This window comes from Microcystis sp. LE19-41.2A, from assembly GCF_027530405.1.
In the GTDB taxonomy this organism is placed as follows: Bacteria; Cyanobacteriota; Cyanobacteriia; order Cyanobacteriales; family Microcystaceae; genus Microcystis; species Microcystis aeruginosa.
The window spans coordinates 1-15,028 of sequence record NZ_JAPZQJ010000513.1 but is presented as its reverse complement, the minus strand read 5'-3'; the positions used below and the strand labels follow the sequence as shown (position 1 = coordinate 15,028).

At 43.7% G+C, this 15,028-nt stretch carries 12 protein-coding genes and 2 pseudogenes; 7 read left to right on the top strand and 7 right to left on the bottom strand.

Features of this window, described 5'->3' with window-relative positions; genetic code table 11:
* The first annotated feature begins 346 nt into the window (after positions 1 to 346).
* Positions 347 to 616, top strand: coding sequence for a hypothetical protein (locus O9290_RS21550; RefSeq protein ID WP_288057260.1), 270 nt, complete (start codon positions 347 to 349; stop codon positions 614 to 616).
* A 305-nt stretch (positions 617 to 921) separates the two neighbouring features.
* Here O9290_RS21550 and O9290_RS21545 read toward each other — a convergent pair whose 3' ends face one another.
* Positions 922 to 1,050, bottom strand: coding sequence for a hypothetical protein (locus tag O9290_RS21545; RefSeq protein WP_002758727.1), 129 nt, complete (start codon positions 1,048 to 1,050; stop codon positions 922 to 924).
* 522 nt (positions 1,051 to 1,572) lie between these two features.
* Here O9290_RS21545 and O9290_RS21540 point away from each other — a divergent pair.
* The 4 genes from O9290_RS21540 (at position 1,573) to mdh (ending at position 6,550) form a co-directional block, all read left to right on the top strand.
* Positions 1,573 to 1,773, top strand: coding sequence for a hypothetical protein (locus O9290_RS21540; protein ID WP_002758726.1), 201 nt, complete (start codon positions 1,573 to 1,575; stop codon positions 1,771 to 1,773).
* Between the two features lie 675 nt (positions 1,774 to 2,448).
* A complete protein-coding gene (locus O9290_RS21530) occupies positions 2,449 to 5,100 on the top strand; it encodes a glycoside hydrolase family 10-like protein (RefSeq protein ID WP_288057259.1) in 2,652 nt (883 codons plus the stop codon).
* Positions 5,101 to 5,330: 230 nt separating this feature from the next.
* Positions 5,331 to 5,546 carry an NAD(P)H-quinone oxidoreductase subunit O gene (locus tag O9290_RS21525; protein WP_002758722.1) on the top strand — a complete coding sequence of 72 codons (216 nt, stop codon included), beginning with the start codon at positions 5,331 to 5,333 and terminating at the stop codon, positions 5,544 to 5,546.
* Between the two features lie 26 nt (positions 5,547 to 5,572).
* A complete protein-coding gene (gene mdh / locus O9290_RS21520; protein WP_002758721.1) occupies positions 5,573 to 6,550 on the top strand; it encodes a malate dehydrogenase in 978 nt (325 codons plus the stop codon).
* Here the strand turns inward: mdh and O9290_RS21515 are convergent, their stop codons facing one another.
* From O9290_RS21515 to psaM, 3 genes are all read right to left on the bottom strand, one after another.
* Positions 6,551 to 7,678, bottom strand: coding sequence for a THUMP domain-containing class I SAM-dependent RNA methyltransferase (locus O9290_RS21515; protein WP_288057258.1), 1,128 nt, complete (start codon positions 7,676 to 7,678; stop codon positions 6,551 to 6,553).
* A 459-nt stretch (positions 7,679 to 8,137) separates the two neighbouring features.
* Positions 8,138 to 8,488, bottom strand: coding sequence for a slr1601 family putative cell division protein (locus O9290_RS21510; RefSeq protein ID WP_288057256.1), 351 nt, complete (start codon positions 8,486 to 8,488; stop codon positions 8,138 to 8,140).
* A gap of 162 nt (positions 8,489 to 8,650) precedes the next feature.
* A complete protein-coding gene (gene psaM, locus O9290_RS21505) occupies positions 8,651 to 8,743 on the bottom strand; it encodes a photosystem I reaction center subunit XII (RefSeq protein ID WP_012264462.1) in 93 nt (30 codons plus the stop codon).
* A gap of 189 nt (positions 8,744 to 8,932) precedes the next feature.
* Between psaM and O9290_RS21500 the strand changes: the two genes are divergently transcribed.
* Together O9290_RS21500 and O9290_RS21495 are read left to right on the top strand one after the other, a co-directional pair.
* A complete protein-coding gene (locus tag O9290_RS21500) occupies positions 8,933 to 9,652 on the top strand; it encodes a TerC family protein (RefSeq protein WP_002758716.1) in 720 nt (239 codons plus the stop codon).
* Between the two features lie 222 nt (positions 9,653 to 9,874).
* Positions 9,875 to 10,372, top strand: coding sequence for a thiol-disulfide oxidoreductase DCC family protein (locus tag O9290_RS21495; RefSeq protein WP_002758715.1), 498 nt, complete (start codon positions 9,875 to 9,877; stop codon positions 10,370 to 10,372).
* 279 nt (positions 10,373 to 10,651) lie between these two features.
* Here O9290_RS21495 and O9290_RS21490 read toward each other — a convergent pair.
* From O9290_RS21490 to O9290_RS21480, 3 genes and pseudogenes are all read right to left on the bottom strand, one after another.
* Positions 10,652 to 10,756 (bottom strand): annotated as a pseudogene (locus O9290_RS21490) (sigma factor-like helix-turn-helix DNA-binding protein); the annotation flags it as partial.
* A 119-nt stretch (positions 10,757 to 10,875) separates the two neighbouring features.
* The gene (locus O9290_RS21485; protein ID WP_288057253.1) at positions 10,876 to 12,951 is read right to left on the bottom strand and encodes a CARDB domain-containing protein; all 2,076 of its coding nucleotides are present in this window, start codon (positions 12,949 to 12,951) and stop codon (positions 10,876 to 10,878) included.
* Positions 12,952 to 13,646: 695 nt separating this feature from the next.
* Positions 13,647 to 14,366: pseudogene (locus tag O9290_RS21480) on the bottom strand (IS1 family transposase).
* Between the last annotated feature and the right edge of the window lie 662 nt (positions 14,367 to 15,028).

The window sequence follows — 15,028 nt, the reverse complement described above, 5'->3', positions numbered from 1 at the left end:
AGACCTCTTGCAAAAGTCTTAAGTCGATCCTTGTACAGCAACATTTTTGAAGATTATCAACTACTAATAAATAATTAACTGAAAGTCCCTCCCATTATTGTTTCTATCGTTTGTTTTCGGATTTATGCAAGAGGTCTAAAGTTTTGAGATTACGGAGTTTGTAGGAGTCAAACGTGAATCAACTACAACAGATCGTCTGACTATAAGTAGTTCTAATACTGTTAGCTTGGGTTTGGAAGCTGGCAAAAAAATCAGAGCGGGTGGAGAATTTACATTTAAGTAACTGGAATTAACTGGAAGTATTGGATACGAAAATCGTACTGAGCGAGAGACATTCCACGAATCTATGAAGCATGAAGAAATTTATCATTCAAAAGAGATCAAGAGGAAATTTGATCTTAAAAAGGGTGATTCTCTTTTTGTATGGCAAATTGTAGCCAATGTATTTGGTAATCTAGTTTATCTTGACCACATTGCCTATACAAGCAAAGGTGAAGGGGCACCTACAGAACCTAAGTTCGATGATGTTAAATTGGGCTCTTCGGGACTTGGTATGGTTCGATATGGGGGCATAAATCGACTAAATCCTTATCTGGCAAGAGATTTAATTGATTAGTTCGCTCTAGATCGCAAACAATTGACAAAAATTGCGGTAATGTCTGTCTCTATAAGGGTTTCATTCCTTATAACCCCCATCCATTGCATAACACAAACCGAAGAGCCTTAAATTGAGCCTCGAAGTATGGCGGTAGGCGAGGGAAAACGTGATCTTTCAAGGGCAGATGTCTTTGCATTCCTGAAAAACACAAAAAATTTGTGTATACAGCTTCCTTGACAGACGGTATTTCGTTCTTTTCAAGCTCAAAAACATCATCCTTAATGTTGTTATACAAGGTCTAACAATTCAAATGCAGCGGACGGCTAAGAGCTACTAGAACTAAATTCAGGTTCTTTTACCGCCGCTGATTTGAGCCGTTGGGCTGCTTCTTGTTGTCGGTGAGACATTACTCGAAGGTTTTCTGTTTGAGTCAGGTTTAAGAGCAAAGGCATGGGTTGACTGCAATTGCAGGCTTGATTCGATCCGCTATAATTAACGCACTACCTTTTCTATAAGGGGTACACCACACCTTTCCGAGTGATGGGGCTAAGAGGCAGGTTAACACGACTATCGAGAGGTAGTCCGCTGTGTGGGCAATCGGGTCAATTCCTTAGTCTTTGATCCCTACTGTTATTTTTCCTGCAAAGGAAGAGTAATGCCGGTTCACGAGATCCGGAGGAAGACAGTGTTAAAGGGAAGTAAGCTCAATGGCAACGGGCAGCATAAACCAAATCAGTCACTTCGGTCTTTTTGCCAAAGACTAAAAGTGAGTATTAAGCGGCTAGATCAAACTTCTCGATCTTGTTATCGAAGATTCAGGTTGATTATCAGGCGTTTTTTACCCTTTCTACAGGCTGTAGCTGCGTTGATTGCGATCGCTAAATCTCTAGGGTTCTTGTAGCCCAAGTTAAGTTCGCAAGGCAAGGGAGATATTATTTCTCAATCTTGTCTTTAACATTAGTAGAGGAAGAATAATGTTAACACTTGAACAACTCGAAGTTGCTATCCTCCAGCTTTCACCTAATGATTTTAATCAGCTTTTAGAATGGTTCTTTGATTTAGATTATCAGCGTTGGGACGAACAACTTGAGAATGATATTGCTGCTGGCAAATTGGATAATTTGGCTAAGGAAGCACTGGCTGACTTTGAGGCGGGGCATTACCGGACAATTTAATGCATTTTACGACTCGTAGATTTTGGCAGTGCTATGACTCCTTACCTGAACCTATCCAGCAGGTAGCAGATGAAAATTATGAATTATTGAAGGCTGACCCATCCCATCCGTCGTTACATTTCAAAAAAGTCGGAAAGTATTGGTCGGTTCGGGCAGGTCGAGGTCATAGGGCATTGGGAATAGAAGTGGAGCGCGGCATTTTATGGTTTTGGATTGGCACACATGCAGAGTATGAAAGGTTAATTAAAAGCCAGTAGCGACGGCAGCCCAACACTGCGTTGGTGCGGACGGTAGATAAAACTTGGTCAAGTTGCTGAGATTATCTGCCGCCGCTTATCTTAGTCGTTAGACTTCAATAGGAGATAACGGTGAAGAAAGGAAAGGTAGTTTGTACCACTGTAGTCACATCACTCATCATTTCTGAATTGTGTTTTTTAGCTCCCCTCCAATCCCCACAGCTTTTGCAAGATAAGGTTCTATTCTTGAGCAATATAGAAGCGTGCGAGAATAAATTGATCATAAGCGATCTGTAGTTATTTCATTACTTGTGACAAGCGGCTGATCAATCCCCCAAAACCGATCGCCTCATCACAATTTTTGTTCCCCAAGATACTATTTTTTGGCTAAGTTGGGTAAGATCAGGAGAAGTTAACCAAAAAATTAAGAGAAAAAAACGTGCTGGGATCGTCCTTCCATCTTGATCATCTGTTTAAAAAGCCCCTAATTGCCTGTCTTTTGTCCTGTGTGGGTGTCTTGCTGCCGATCCCAGTTTTAGCGACACCGGTGGCAGTGTTAAAAAGTCAAGAAAATGCCAATCAATGGACAGATATAACCGAACGTTTGCAAAATGTCGGGGTTAATTACTGCATTCTCCAGAGTAATCAGTGGCAAAGCGACGCGGATCTAAATAAAATTAAGGTTCTAATCATCCCCAACGTCGAGACTATTTCCGGTTTACAAGCTGATGTCTTGAGTCGTTGGCTTAATCGCGGTGGTAAAATTATTGTCACCGGTCCGGCGGGGAATCTTTCGGAACCTGCTGTGCGTCATCAATTGCGATCGCTATTTGGGGCTTACTGGGCCTATCCTCACTCCCAAGCTTACACCCTGCGGCCGACTAATTTGGGTGAACTGAAAAACCAAAAACCTTTAGCCAGCAGTCTCCTCGGTGGTGTGGTTATCCCCACGGGAGTTAATAGCCAAACCGTTGCCGTCTGGGGGGCGCGCAACAATCCCCCCGCCGTTGTCCTCAATAATAACTCGATCTTTCTCGGTTGGCGCTGGGGCAGCGATGCCGTCGCTAATCTCGCCCTCGATAGTGCTTGGCTAGAAACCGCCCTGCAACGCTACGGCATTAATCGCAGTTCTTCTACTAACACAATTGCGCCCTATTGTCAAGGTCAATCAACAATAGTTAATAATATTAATAATACCCCAACAGCGATCTCGCGTAGCGAGCGCGTTGCGATCGCACCCCGTCGCCCTCTACCGCAGATTTCAGAAAATCCCCCCAGTGAAACGGCGAGATTAAGTCCGAGTACCGAGGCAATTCCCCCCAGAGCCAGCCTAACTCCTCAACAAATTAGCCAGATGACGGCGGAATTGCAGGGATTAATCGGGCGTTATGGGGTGACTCTCTTAGCTTTAGAAGCCAGCAACAGTAATATATCCAATACTGATAAATCCTTAGCACAAGCATTTCATAATCGCGGGAAAAATTCCCCCACCTCAGATACAGCCAGACGATTCCGTTTAGCCCTAGAAAATGCCGAAGGAGCTTTAAATAATTTTCAGAATTTAATTGCTCAGGGGGCCTATACCCAAGCGCGAGAATTTTGGTTACAAGCGCGGCGAAGTCTTTGGGATAATTATCCCACTAATCGACAATTTGCCCAGCCAGAAATACGGGCAATGTGGTTAGATAGAGGCACGATCGTAGAAGCTAAAAATGAGGAGGATTTAGCTAAAGTATTCGATCGCATGGCGGCAGCGGGTATTAATGTGGTCTTTTTCGAGACAGTTAATGCTAGTTATACTATTTATCCCAGTCAAGTTGCCCCCGAACAAAACCCTTTAACCAGAGGTTGGGATCCCCTAAAAGTTGCCGTTAAATTAGCCCATGAACGCAATATGGAAATCCACGCCTGGGTGTGGGTTTTTGCGGCGGCTAATCAAGCTCATAATAAAGTATTAGAGCAACCATTAGATTATCTAGGTCCGGTTTTATCCCGTAATCCCGATTGGGGGGCAACTAATAAAAGTGGTGGTTCTTTTGATTACAGTCAAGGCATGAAAAAGGCCTTTTTTGATCCTGCTAATCCCGAGGTACAGAACTATCTTTTATCTCTTTACGAGGAAATTGTCAAGAATTATGATGTGGATGGCTTGCAGTTAGATTATATTCGCTATCCCTTCCAGAGTCAAGATTCTAATCAAACCTATGGTTATGGTAAATCCGGCCGCTGGTTATTTAAACAAATGACGGGAGTTGATCCAATTACGTTAAATCCCCGGGGTGCTTTATGGGAACAATGGACTAGCTTTAAAATCCGTCAGGTTGATACTTTTGTCTCGCAGGTTTCTACTCGCTTAAAACAGATTCGCCCCCACTTAAAAATGTCGGCGGCGGTGTTTCCCCTAGAACAAAAAGAACGATTATATCGTATTCAACAAAACTGGGAAGAATGGGGACAAAATCAATGGATAGACCTGATATTTTTAATGACTTATGCTCTCGATACAGGGACTTTAGAAGATAAAACCAAGTCTTTATTTGATCGCCAAATTGCAGGAAATGCTCTGATTATACCCGGTATCCGTCTGTTAAAAGTACCCGATCAAGTCACGATCGATCAACTACAATTTATTCGCAATCTTCCCACTTCGGGATTCGCTCTTTTTGCCACAGAAAATCTCAATCCCAACTTGCAAACAATTCTTAATCGCATTCAGGGATCGATAATTACGAAAAAAACCGAACCTTTACCCCACCGTCAACCCTTCAAAACGGCGGCGGCGAGGTTTAATTCCCTGCGTCAAGAGTGGAGTTTTTTAATAATAAATAATTTATGGGCAATGGAGGAGGGAACCTTAAAAGCTTGGGGGCAAGAAGTGGACGAAATGGCTAATCTATTAGAACAATTGGCTAATAATCCCAGCCCTCGCAATTTGACTTTAACTCAAAATGCTTTAAAGCGATTTAGCTATAAATTTAAATCTGTGATGTCCAGACAAAAAGATTTATCTGCCTATCAAATACAGGTCTGGGAAAATCGCCTCGCCACCCTACAAAGTCTCTTAAGTTATGGTCAAATGGTTGAGTTTTAATTAAGGCAAAAGGTAGGAGGCAGGTTTTGGGGTTTTAGGGTTTTAGGGTTTTAGTTCAATTTCCCCACTTCCCCACCTCCCCACTTCATAATTCATCATTCCCACACCCCACACCCCACACCCCACACCCCACACCCCACACCCCACACCCCACACTCTCTTGTCAGAGGCCCGCCGGAATATGTAACAATTTATAGAAGAAACCCCCAAGCAAATTTAACGAGAAAAACATGGCAGCTACAATTAAGAAAGGAGCTTTAGTCCGCGTGGTGACGGGAAACCTAGAAAATAGCCTCGAAGCCCTAGCCAGCGATCGCCGTTTACCCAGTTATATGTTCAACTCGACAGCAGAAGTCTTGGATGTAAAAGATGATTACGCTTTGATTAAATTCTACGTTCCTACCCCCAGTGTGTGGCTAAAGCTCGAACAACTGGAACCCGTCTGATGAGGATATTGCCTCATCCATAAATCATGGTTGACTTCTACGATACACTCATCCCCTGCCAATCGCCCCGAGTCTCGGTTATTGGTGCCGGTAACGTCGGACGCACCCTGGCCCAACGCATCGCCGAAAAAAACCTCGCCGATGTGGTTCTCCTCGATATCGTCAATGGTTTGCCCCAGGGTATTGCCCTAGATTTGATGGAAGCTCAGGGCATAGAACTGCACGACAGCGAGATTATCGGCACTAATAACTATGAAGACACGGCAGGCTCGGATATTGTCGTGATTACGGCTGGATTAGCCAGAAAACCGGGCATGAGTCGCGATGATCTCATGAATGTCAATGCCAAAATTGTTGTCGAGGCCGCCACTAAATGCCTCCAGTATTCTCCAGAGGCCATTTTTATCGTCATCACTAATCCCCTTGATGTGATGACCTATCTAGTCTGGCAAGCCACCGGTTTACCTCCCCAAAGAGTGATGGGAATGGCAGGGGTCCTCGATTCTTCCCGTTTACAAACCTTTATCGCCATGGAATTGGGGGTTAGTACCGCCGACGTTCATGCCATGGTCTTGGGTGGTCACGGTGATTTAATGTTGCCCCTACCCCGTTACTGTACCGTCAGTGGTGTGCCGATTACCGAATTAATGGACGAGATGACGATTAACCGTTTAGTGGAGAGAACTCGCAACGGTGGGGCTGAAATCGTCAAATTACTGCAAACTGGCGGCGCTTATTACGCCCCTGCTTCCTCTGCCTGTACCATGGTCGAGACGATATTGAGAAATCAATCCCGTTTACTGCCGGCGGCAGCCTATCTTAAGGGTGAATACGGTTTACAGGATGTCTATCTGGGGGTTCCCTGTCGCTTGGGCTGTCGGGGTGTGGAAAGTATTCTGGAAGTGCGTTTGACCGATGCTGAACGTCTGGATCTACACACTTCTGCTGCCTCAGTTCGTCAGAATGTTCATTTAGCCCTTGACAGTCTCAAGGTTTTGATGTAGTTAATACAACTCATATTTTAAGAGGGTACAGGGCAGAGAACCGTTATACAAGGGAGTGCGACGGGAAGAACGCAGACCGATTTGTTTAGTCAGTTCTTTGTTACCCGATAAAATATAGGCTGTCCAACCCTTAAACCTCTGTTTTAAGACATCACCGAAGGATTTATATAAGGCCCCTAATTCTTCGGTATTGCCCAATCTTTTGCCGTAAGGGGGATTACAGAGAATAATCCCTCGATCGCTCGCCGGTTCTAAGTCGGTGATGCTTTGCAAGCTAAAATTAATATGGTCCTGCACTTGACAAAAATAGGCGTTATCCTCGGCCTGACGCAAAACCTCATAATCGGCATCACTAGCATAAATTGGCGCATTTAGCTGAGATTTTTGTTTTTCTTTAGCTTCCTGAAGCAAAGATTGCCATAAATCCGGTTGATAGTCTGGCCATTTCTGAAATCCGAACTGGGAACGAGATAAACCGGGGGCAATATTTAAAGCTTTTAACGTCGCTTCGATGACAATGGTTCCCGAACCACAAAAAGGGTCTAAAAGCGCCATATCATCCTGCCATGCCGATAATTCTACCAAAGCAGCGGCGAGACTTTCTTTCAGAGGTGCGACTCCCATGGCCCGATGATACCCGCGACGATGCAAACTGTGACCAGAACTATCTAAACTAAGCACACAGAGATTTTTCTCGATATGAGCGTTAATTTGCAGGTCGGGGTTTTCTGTATCCACAAAAGAACGGGGATTCCCCTGTTGACGCTGTTGGTCGATAATAGCGTTTTTGATGCTTAAAGCGGTGTAATGGGTGTGATTGAGGCGATCGTTCGTTCCCGTACATTGTACCGCTAAAGTTTCCTCACTGGTGAGATAATCGCGCCAATCAATGGCTTGAATGCCATCATAAAGTTCTTCCCCATCCCCACAGGGAATTTCGGCAATGGGAACCAAAACCCGAAAAATAATTCTTGACCAAAGATTGACTCGATAGAGTAGGGCCAGATCTCCCTGAAAATGGACTCCGGTGAATACGGGTTTCACTTCTTTGGCCCCTAGGAATTCTAATTCCCTAGCGGCAATTTCTTCTAGTCCCCTCGCGGTAGTGGCAAAATAGGATCGAGTCATTTCAGTTATCAGTTATCAGTTTTCAGTTTTCAGTTTTCAGATGTGAGTTATCAGTTATCAGTTATCAGTTATCAGTTATCAGATGTGAGTTATCAGTTATCAGATGTGAGTTATCAGATGTGAGTTATCAGATGTGAGTTATCAGATGTGAGTTATCAGATGTGAGTTATCAGATGTGAGTTATCAGTTTTCACAGAAAGATTTTAATTTTCATCTCCTTGTAAATTCCTATCTGATTCCCTCAAGTCAGTTAAAATCGATTAATGCCACAGGATTTAGTGCATCGGAAAATTTTACCCAATCACGAGCATAATAATCCTCTTTTGTCAAGGCAGCAATGCTTAAGAATTGTGTCGCTGTGGTCATTAGTTTTATCCTGACAAATGCTCAGACCGACTCTGTGGCTCTCTCCTCTCCCCTGAAGTCTTAACAAGTAATTGAGATGCACGGGCAGCTAATCTACTGAGAAACCCAAAAAATGCGTCTTTGATTAGGATCCCGTCGGGGACTTTGTTCCCCCATGACTTGCCGCGCTTGACTAGGATCGAAGCTGCGAGTAAATTGACCGCGCAATTGATTGACGCGTTCCTCCTTTTCTTGGGCTGCCAAACGCACTTCTTCCAGTTTTGCCTGTTGGATCTGTTGGTAAGGTAGCAAACGAGCGATCGCAAAAACTGCCGTGACGGAAATGGCGCTATAGGCAATAATTCGGAGCCAGATCTCGATAACTTGCCAGTTTTGGGATTTATTGCCGCTTTTTGGCTTTTTTCGGGTTTTTTTGTCGGTTTGGTTTCGTGTTCCTGCGGTCATAGATTTATGAGTATAAGTAAAATCGGTGAGAAAGGTGGCTAATTACCTTCAAGTTACACCCAATCACTGATAACTGGTAACTGATGACTGATCACTGAAAAAACCCCAATCGGTCTATCCTATAGCTAGGTCAGACGGGATCAGGGTTTATTGAAAGCGACTTTACTTATAAAGTTCCGTCGCTAGACGAAAAGCCAAAATCCCGGGGATTAAAGCAATTACCAGAGCGACTAGAACTTGAGTATCAGAAAGCATTGCTGATTATCTCCTCATAAAGATATTCATCCAATACTTTCCGACATCATCGGGGTCCTCTGCATCATTTCGTTACAAGACTTCATATCTCCCCACCCCGATGACGGTTATCTCCCCTAGAAAAGAAAGTTGTAAAAGCGTTAAGCTGAAGTATTGCCATGATTACATTTATTTTTACCTGCGGCCTCAATGTTAGACTCGCTCCTTGATTCATCTCTAACCCTTAGTCTAAAAACCCCGTTAATTCTGTTGGTTCTCATTGCCCTAGAAGCGGTATTATCAGCAGATAACGCCATTGCTCTCGCTTCCATAGCACAGGGATTAGGAGATCATCAGCGTCAACGTCAGGCCTTGAATATTGGCTTAGTTTTCGCCTATATTCTCCGTATGGTCTTGATTCTTACCGCCACCTGGGTGGTTAAATACTGGCAGTTTGAACTTTTGGGAGCAGTATATTTGCTCTGGTTAGTCTTTAATTACTTTGCCTCCCCGGAAGACAAAGACCACACCCATCATAGTCTCAAGTTTCAATCTCTCTGGCAAGCTATCCCCCTAATTGCCGTTACCGATTTAGCTTTTTCCCTCGATAGTGTCACCACCTCCATCGCCGTGGCCGATGATACTTGGTTGATCCTGCTTGGTGGTACGATCGGAGTAGTTACCCTGCGCTTTATGGCGGGTTTATTTATTCGCTGGTTGGAAGAATACACCCACCTAGAAGATGCTGGTTTTGTCACCGTCGGTTTGGTGGGTTTAAGATTGCTGTTGCGGGTGATTAGTCCCGATTTTGTGCCGCCGGAATGGATTATGATTAGTTTAATTGCTATCCTCTTTGCTTGGGGTTTCTCAAAACGCAACGATCGAGAACCAATAGAGAGTGATACCATCCAATCTGATGAATTGCCATAAAATAATCATCAGGACAGTATTCTCCGAGCCAGTATTCAGGAGATTGCTTTTATTTATTCTCCCCACACCCCAATTGGCTCTCTTATTTTTTGTGTGATAAGTTTAACTTAATGTAGGATCGATCTTTGTGTCCTTTGTGTCTCTGTGGTTCGTTCCACTCACTCGCCACTTCTCAACCCCTCACTAATTACCGACCACCGAAAAGAAAATCCCTAGAAGATCATGTCATCTTTACCGACTCCATCTGCTGATACCTTAGAAAATTCTACTCGATCGCCCTCTTGGAAAATTAAACTCCTCTACGATGGAGAATGTCCCCTCTGCTTGCGCGAGGTCAATTTTCTGCAAAAACGGGATGCTGGGAGAGGATTAGTTGCTTTTGTCGATATTGCCGCCGAAAACTATAATCCAGAGGAAAATGGCGGTATTTCCTTCGCGGCAGCCATGGGGCGAATCCACGCCGTACTAGCTGATGGTACTATTCTCCAAAATGTGGAAGTGTTTCGCCAAGTCTATGACATTTTAGACATTGGTTGGATTTATGCCGCTACTAAATGGCCGGTTATTGGGTTTCTAGTGGATATTATCTATGAAATTTGGGCTTCTTGGCGATTAACCTTAACCGGAAGACCGAATTTACAGACAATCTTAGCAGAACGTCAAAAACGTCTGGAATGCAACTCATCAAATCGTTGTTCTCAGTCAGTTAAAATCTCCTAAAAAAATAGGGAGTATTTAGGGTTTGCGGCAAAAAGTTTTTCCTGGGGGTAGGGTGTGGGGTGTGGGGTGTGGGGTGTAGGGTGTAGGGTTTTACCGATTGATTTTCAGGTGGTCAATTACCTAATTTTCAGGGAAAAAGTCCCTGAATTTTCCCCCCGATCACTGCCAAGGCCGGTACTTTTTGATTTCCAAAAAGTCTAAAGATATTATCCAACAAGGTTTTTAGATTTATTCAGCAAGCCCTATTTAACTCTCTAGTAGGGATATTCTGTTGGTGATCTAACTACGCAGTTTTTGCAACGCTTTCGACTCAATTTGTCGCACCCTTTCCAGGGATAATTCCAAAGTGCGACCGATATCACCTAAAGCATGGGATTTACCATTAAAATTTAGTTGGCAATTTTTCGGACATCGAGTCCTCAAATTGCCGCCCCCTGCACCTTCCCCACTGGTGCGTTGCCGAGGGTGGGGACTGATGCAGGTTCGCTCAACTCGACACGATACTAGACAATCGGCTGAAAGACACTTGTCGAAACAAAATCGCCAACAGCTAACCCCATTTCAAAAGAATCAATACAAGCTTCACTGACGTGAACCCCGCCATAAATACGACTGAGGGCATCTTCCATTCCCGCTTCATAGAAGCTATCGAAATTACGAACGACACCGGGAAGTTCTTGGGAGACAGCACTAAACACATAGTTGTCACCAAAATATTCGGTCATCACTCCAGCAAATGCTCCCCCCATGGCAGAATGCCCTGACATATAATCCGGGAAAGGTGGCGAATTAACCCCCATTAATGTTGACAGCAAAGGTTTCCAATCGGGATCGCCCACCGTAGAAGCTATCCCGTCATTAGCCGCAAATCCTCCGGCAATTATGTCATCAGGGCGAGGTTGGAGTTCAGTGTATTTCTCTTTCCAAGCGACGATTACCGCATCTGCCAGCGCGGTATTTAATGCGGCAAATAAGCTGGCATCTTCTTGCAAGGTATTGCCCTCACGCACGGCGATTTCTTGAGCAATTTGGTTTAAGTGACCGTAGGGACGGAAGGTATCAGCCCGGTCATAGGCCCAGAAAACAGCCATTTCTGCCTGGTCTGCATTGCGTAAAGTGGTCGTGAGAGCAGTGTTTTGCAATCCACCATAGAGCCGGACTTCTTCAATTTCTTGGGCATACAATGCACCCTGATCATTAGGATTGTCGGGACGGCCATCAAGAGTTACATCAAGTTGATTTTGCGAGACAAACTGGTCAATGTTGCCAATTGTCCAAGGAGTTACCCCACCCCAGTTGGCACCGAGTGCTACCCCAGCAGTGGGTCCTAAGGTTTCTGGTGTCCAGACATAGTTTCCCGACGGCGCAGTGAAAGGCGTATTGTTGCTGGAACCATCATTAGCGCGTAAATTGAGGCTCTGATTGGCTACTAAAATGCCAAAATTAAAACCCCTGTTTTCAGCGGTGGCACTGTCCTGAATCTCCGCCAGAGAATTGGTTACTTGCTGTGATAACAAGCTATTTTGTTCAGGTAATTGAGTAGAGAGAACTCGATAGGCCGCACCAACTACCGCCGCCTGCAACGAGGTATTTGTTGGTGCGTTTACATTTACAGCATAGGAGGGATATAAAGTGTTGAAGGCCTGAACCGTATCATAGACAGCAGTAGAAACCAAGGCCATTAAGCGAGAACCCACTGTCGGCCCAACTCCCCGCCCTGCTTTTCCCTCGGCTTGAATCGCATTTAATGCGATCGCATTCCAGTCGATGATGGCATTAGTATTGAGTCCCGATACTAATTTACTGGTGACATTATTGGTTTCCAGTTGTTCGGGAATTTGGTTATTGGCATCAACTTGAGCAATGAGAAAGTAAGCCCCCGCAGCGATGACTGAAGTATTGTTGTTATACGTTAAGTCTAAGGTGACTGACTGCCCGGCGTTTAGGTTCAAGTTTGTGCTGACACTGGTGAGTAACCGATCGTTACTGTCAATCTCACCGTCAGTGGAAATGTACAGTTTGACAGTACTGGGACCACTGGCGCTCGCCTGTCCTTGATTGGTGACAATTACCTTTGCACTTCCCTGAGCGCCGAAGTTAACCGTACTTGGCAAATTAATCGTGCCAAAACTGCCCACTAAATCTGGTCGTGAGACACTTGAGGTAGAACTTGAGGTAGAACTTGAGGTAAGACTTCGGGTAGGACTTGGGGTAGGACTTGAGGTAAAACTTGAGGTAAAACTTGAGGTAGGACGTGAGGTAGGACTTGAGGCAGGACTTGAGGTAAGACTTGAGGTAGAAGTTGAATTTTGGTTATTGCCATTGTTTGGTATCGTTCCTCCCCCAGTATCAAGTTCAACTGCCTCTAAAAAATCAACTTGATTCAAAAGCACATCCAATTCTTCTAGGGAGAGAAGAGTTAAATCTTCGTCACCGATAACCTGCTCTAACAACTGATCAACATGACTGGTTCCTTGATTACTATTTGGTATTTGCTCGTTCTCAGTTACTTTCTTCTGGTCATCAACGGGTTTTTTTGGTGATGACTGGGCGGTAGTTATAGGAGTGGTTGAACTCATGGTCAATAAGTTAGGAAAGAGTAAAGGCATTCAAGACAGAAAGTATCGAAGCTTAACTTGTTGTTGCGTTCCAGCACCAAAGCGATGTCACCGTCAGTGGAAATTTACAGGTTCACAGCACAAGTACCTCTGGTGATCAGCTGTGATTGATGGGCGACAATTAGCTGTGCATTTATTTCCTTAGATCTGTTTGACAAGGTTGACAAAATGGGAATCGTGGGGGCAATTCAAACTTGAGTTTTGCGATACAACTGAGTGATCTACCTCACATATCCTAACACCATTAATACCTGATGTCAATCAATTCTTATGTCTTTAATCATACACTTTTATCGATGGATAAAACTAGAATCATGTCTTATCCCACATTCCGCATCCTAAAGTGTCACATTGAAAATTTTATCTAAATCGTCAAAACGATTGCCGGCTCTGAATTACAGGCTAATTTGTTTGCCCAGCAGATGCACAATTAGCGCTAAAAATCTGATAGCTCTGATACCAAATTATTGAGATAGACTCTCATTAAGCAAGCTGGCGATCGCTGACTAGAGTGTGACACTTCATAATTCTTAGTAATCGCTAAAAGTCTTACTACACAAGGGCTAGAGCAACTGTTGGTTTCAACGACTAGGGGGCGGAATGTGGGTTTAATCATAGATTTTTAGGGGGCGGAATGTGGGTTTAATCATAGATTTTTATCGATGGTGGAAGATGAAATACCAGATAGCCCCGATATGATTATCCATTTTTTTGGAGAACGATAGACTCTGTCTGACCAATCTAGAAATTCTTTGTCGAAGAGTATTGTTTAATCTTTCAATAGGATTAGTTTGACCAGTTTCTTTACCTACTGCCCGATGACTTTTACGAGGAATTACTGTCTTATATAACTCCCAAAAGTCTGTGTAAGCAACAGCACATTGTCGATAAACTCATGGGAGACTTTTCCAGAGCTTTTTAGCTGATTTACGGCTTCTATCTCCTAAATAACAACCAATTATTTCTCGGGTAGTTCTATCGATAGCTAACCAAATATATACCTAAATTTTATTACAAAATAATAATGACTATAACTCATCCAATTCTATGATTAATTTGCCTTTAGGTTTGTCTGTTACCTATACCTGGCGGGGAACTTGGCTAAATTTATTATTAACATAGTTTGGTAACCATGACTAACTCACTCCAGTTACTCTAGCAATTCCTCGCAGAGAAATTCTTTCTAGTAGCAGGAGATTTATTAATTTTTGGGTTTCGTTAGAGACGGTTTTATGACTAGGATTAATTACCAACGGTTGACCACAATTTTTACCCTTACGTTTCGGTTTGCCATTATGTGTAGAACCATTTTTGATGGTATGGCAAGAACCACATTTAGGACAACTAAATATTGAAGCTTGTGAATCTTTTGTCAGAAGATTCTGTTCTAAATCTTCATCGCCATCCAACCAAAGTTTAATGATCCAAGAGAAGATATTGATAAAAACAGCAATCATAAAAAGCAAATTCTTGACATTTGTCAGGTAATTATTTTTATTAGTAAATATTCTACACAACTCAGGCTAGATAAGCAAGAGAGCTACGCCACTACTATCGGATCACTACCGTCGGTTCTGGTTACGGCGATCGCCTGTACTTTTGAAAATGGTGACAAAACGGGAATCATAGGCACAATTCAAACTTGAGTTTTGCGACTACCTGAGTGATCTAACTCACACAGCTTAAATCATGCAATCCATAAGGTCAATCAATTTGGCAATCAAAAAGTACTGGATATGGGAGTGATCGGGGGGAAATTTAGGCACTTTTTCCCTGAAACCCACATTCCGCACCCTCAACTGTCACATAAGCTGTCCCCCTCCAGAGACTTGAGTAAAAATACTTAGCTGGTGAAGGTTTTCTCGGTGGCCGCTAGGGGGGGTCTTGAGACCCCTAATTAGGGTCTGCTGAAAAAGTTTTTCGTGGGGACAGGGTGTGGGGTGTGGGGTGTGGGGTGTAGGGTTTTACCGATTCTCATCTGGTCAATTACCTAATTTTCAGAGAAAAAGTCCCAGAATTTTCCCCCTATCTCTCCCAC

What these genes read in the sequence shown, in the direction of transcription:
- O9290_RS21550 (WP_288057260.1), top strand. Translation starts at nt 347, where the DNA reads ATGAAGCATGAAGAAATTTATCATTCAAAAGAGATCAAGAGGAAATTT.
- O9290_RS21545 (WP_002758727.1), bottom strand. Translation starts at nt 1,050, where the DNA reads ATGCCTTTGCTCTTAAACCTGACTCAAACAGAAAACCTTCGAGTAATG.
- O9290_RS21540 (WP_002758726.1), top strand. Translation starts at nt 1,573, where the DNA reads ATGTTAACACTTGAACAACTCGAAGTTGCTATCCTCCAGCTTTCACCT.
- O9290_RS21525 (WP_002758722.1), top strand. Translation starts at nt 5,331, where the DNA reads ATGGCAGCTACAATTAAGAAAGGAGCTTTAGTCCGCGTGGTGACGGGA.
- mdh (WP_002758721.1), top strand. Translation starts at nt 5,573, where the DNA reads ATGGTTGACTTCTACGATACACTCATCCCCTGCCAATCGCCCCGAGTC.
- O9290_RS21515 (WP_288057258.1), bottom strand. Translation starts at nt 7,678, where the DNA reads ATGACTCGATCCTATTTTGCCACTACCGCGAGGGGACTAGAAGAAATT.
- O9290_RS21510 (WP_288057256.1), bottom strand. Translation starts at nt 8,488, where the DNA reads ATGACCGCAGGAACACGAAACCAAACCGACAAAAAAACCCGAAAAAAG.
- psaM (WP_012264462.1), bottom strand. Translation starts at nt 8,743, where the DNA reads ATGCTTTCTGATACTCAAGTTCTAGTCGCTCTGGTAATTGCTTTAATC.
- O9290_RS21500 (WP_002758716.1), top strand. Translation starts at nt 8,933, where the DNA reads ATGTTAGACTCGCTCCTTGATTCATCTCTAACCCTTAGTCTAAAAACC.
- O9290_RS21495 (WP_002758715.1), top strand. Translation starts at nt 9,875, where the DNA reads ATGTCATCTTTACCGACTCCATCTGCTGATACCTTAGAAAATTCTACT.
- O9290_RS21485 (WP_288057253.1), bottom strand. Translation starts at nt 12,951, where the DNA reads ATGAGTTCAACCACTCCTATAACTACCGCCCAGTCATCACCAAAAAAA.